A 2,425-nucleotide genomic window follows, 5' to 3' on the forward strand; every position below is an offset into this window, starting at 1 on the left:
CTGGAACTCCTGGCGGGCCATCTCGGTCTTGTCGCTGTCCGCAAGGTCCTGGGCGATCAGATCGCGCAGCTCGGGCAGCAGGGCGACGTCGAGCGCGGCGTACTCCAGCCACTCCTCGGGGAGCGGCCGGATCGACCAATCCGCGGCCGAGTGCGCCTTCTGCAGGTGGATGCCGAGCTTGTGCTCGATCACCGCGCCCAGCCCGACCCGCTCGTAGCCGAGCAGGCGCGCGGCGAGCTCCGTGTCGAAAATCTTGACCGGGTCCAGGCCGAGGTCTCGCAGGCAGGGCAGGTCCTGGCTCGCGGCGTGCAGGACCCACTCCTCCTCGCCGAGCGCCGCCTGGAGCGCCGAGAAATCGGGGATGCCCACGGGGTCGAAGAGATAGGTTCCGGAACCCCGGCGGGAGAACTGGACCAGATAGGCGTTGTTGAAGTAGCGGAAGCCGGAGGCGCGCTCGGCGTCCACCCCCAGGGGCCCGGTGCCCGCGGCGAGCCGCTCAACGGCGGCGGCGAAGGCCTCGGGGGTGTCGACGAGGGACCACTCCTCGTTCAGCTCTGACTGCTCAACCACGGCGCACCCGGCGCTGCGTGAGCGACGCAACGCGCTCGCCGTTCGCGGGGATCCCCGCGAGCTGGCAGAGCAGGTCCGCCCAGGCCGCGGCGTGCGCGTCGAAGCGATCCCCGAGCGGGGTCCAGGACGCGCGGATCTCTATCTGGGCCCCGTCGCCCTGTTCCCGGAGCGAGCCGAAGCCGGTGGAGAGCACCTGAGAGGCGGTGCCGGACGCCCCGGCGACCTCGGCCCCGCGCGCCTCGAGCGCGTCGAGCAACCAGGACCAGGCGACGTCCGCGAGCAGCGGATCGGAGCCGATCTCCAGTTCCAGGGGTGCCTGCGCGAAGCAGACCACCCGGAAGGGGCTGCCCCAGTCCGCCTCGGAGGCGGGGTCGTTGAGGAGGATGAAGCGCCCGGAGCCGTGCTCGGCCGGGGACTCGTCCTCGGGGCCGAACACGTCAGCGGCGAGGGCCAGCGAGCGCGGCGCCGTTCGCTCGGGGGACGCAATCTCGCGGACTCGGACCTCGTCGCGGAACGAGAGGGCTCGAATCTGCTCAGCGGCGTTGCTGAACGCGGCCGGGGGGAATTCGCCGTTGGTGACCATCACACACAGAAGACTAGAGTTTGCTGTGAGACGTGGTGGGATGCCACGCCGAGAGACGAGGAGTCTGCGAGTGGGCGCACTGGGGAAGCGAAAGATCGGGTCCGGCACGGGACGTATTCTCGGCGTCGTCGCGGGCGTTGCCGCGGCCGCGGCGGGGGCAACGCTCCTCACGGGAGCCGTGCTCAGTCGGGTCTTTGCCGTGCGGGCGCTCACGCCGAGCCGCAGGCCCCACGAGCCGCTGCGCCTGATCGCCGTGGCGGACAACGCGGCCTCGGTGACCCTGCCGCTGACCCGGGAAACCGTGCTGCCGGGGCAGTTCTCCCTCGGCTTCGACGGGGGCGCGGGCCACGCCCGGGTCTCCGCGGTCCTGGAGGTCGGCGACAACTGGGTGCGCCGGGAGCTGGTCACGGTGGACCGCGGCGAGCTGCGCCCGGGGATCCCCGTCAGCCTGGGGAGCGCCTGGTACTGGCACCCCCGCGAGCTGGGCTATCCCTGCGTCGACACGGTGGTGCAGCTCCCGCTCGGCCCCGCTCCGGCCTGGTCGGTGCCCGCCGCGAAAGACCGTGGGCGCTACGCGATTCATGTCCACGGGCGGGGGGCGCACCGCCGCGAGACCATCCGCGGGCTGCCGCCGTTCGCGAAGGCGGGCTACCACAGCATGATCGTCTCCTACCGCAACGACGGTGAGGCACACCCGGGCGCGGCCGCCCGCTACGCGCTCGGCGCCGAGGAGTGGCGGGACGTGGAGGCGGCGATCGAGGTCGCGGTGGGGCGCGGGGCGCGGGAGATCGTGCTCGTCGGCTGGTCGATGGGCGGCACGATTGCCCTGCAGACCTGGCGGAACTCGCGCTTTCGCGATCTCATTCGCGGCATCGCGCTCGACTCGCCCGCGCTGGACTGGGAAGAACTGCTGCGGCACCAGGCCGGGTTTTACCACCTGCCGGACCCGGTGGTGGAGTCGGCGCTCGGGCTGATGGCTTCGGGGCGGGTGCGCAGCGGCTCCGCAGACGGCCTGGACTTCGCGGCGCTCAACCCGATCGAGTGGGCCGAGGAACTGACGGTGCCCGTGCTCATGCAGACGAGCCCGGGGGACACCTTCGTGCCCGACGGCCCCGCGGTGCGCTTCGCCGCGGCCCGGCCCGATCTCATCACGCACCGGCGGATCGAGAACGCCGAACACGTGCGGGTGTGGAACCGGGACCCGGCGGGCTGGGAAGACGCGGTCAGCCAGTGGCTGCGCGACCTGCCAGCCCTCCGGGGCTGGGGGAGCAG

Annotated in this window: 3 protein-coding genes; 1 reads left to right on the forward strand and 2 read right to left on the reverse strand. The window is 72.3% G+C overall.

Translation table 11 applies throughout. From position 1 onward, the window contains the following. Positions 1 to 570 (reverse strand): ribonuclease D (locus OOT08_RS16180; RefSeq protein ID WP_325093852.1); only part of this gene is annotated, 570 nt, incomplete at its 3' end. Beyond that, positions 563 to 1,153 (reverse strand): DUF3000 domain-containing protein, encoded by a 591-nt coding sequence (locus OOT08_RS16185; protein WP_325094018.1) that lies wholly within the window; start codon positions 1,151 to 1,153, stop codon positions 563 to 565. The genes OOT08_RS16180 and OOT08_RS16185, both read right to left, overlap by 8 nt. A 70-nt stretch (positions 1,154 to 1,223) precedes the next feature. Here OOT08_RS16185 and OOT08_RS16190 point away from each other — a divergent pair. Further along, positions 1,224 to 2,425: alpha/beta hydrolase family protein (locus tag OOT08_RS16190; RefSeq protein ID WP_325093853.1), on the forward strand; the 1,202-nt coding region annotated here is incomplete at its 3' end.

It is taken from the genome of Leucobacter sp. M11 (assembly GCF_035726885.1).
GTDB lineage: Bacteria > Actinomycetota > Actinomycetes > Actinomycetales > Microbacteriaceae > JAPFRB01.